General features: G+C 66.1%; 1 protein-coding gene. It reads right to left on the bottom strand.

Annotation, left to right across the window (positions count from 1 at the left end; translation table 11 throughout):
• Nucleotides 1–95 precede the first annotated feature (95 nt).
• Nucleotides 96–301: transketolase-like TK C-terminal-containing protein (locus MKK65_RS19460; RefSeq protein ID WP_243959837.1), on the bottom strand; the 206-nt coding region annotated here is incomplete at its 5' end.

A 301-nucleotide genomic window follows, 5' to 3' on the forward strand; every position in this document is an offset into this window, starting at 1 on the left:
GGCCAGGGGCGGGGGTGGTTCAGAAGGAAACGCCGAGCTTCATCCGGCACCACCCCCACCCCTGGCCCCTACCCGCAAGGGGGTGGAGACGCGCATCAACGTTTATGCGTGGCGAGCTGCGACCGCGCGGCTTCCAGCACCATGTGGGGGGTAAAGCCGAAATTGGGCTGGAGAGCCTTGACTGGCGCCGATGCGCCGAAGGTATTCATCCAGATGACCGTACCCTCGGTTACGGGTGAGCGCTCCCACGTGAGCATGCGGACATGCTCCAAGGGTACGCGCGGCATTCGCGCCGGGCGAC

Origin of the sequence: Methylobacterium sp. J-001, assembly GCF_022829565.1 — a bacterium.
GTDB lineage: Bacteria > Pseudomonadota > Alphaproteobacteria > Rhizobiales > Beijerinckiaceae > Methylobacterium.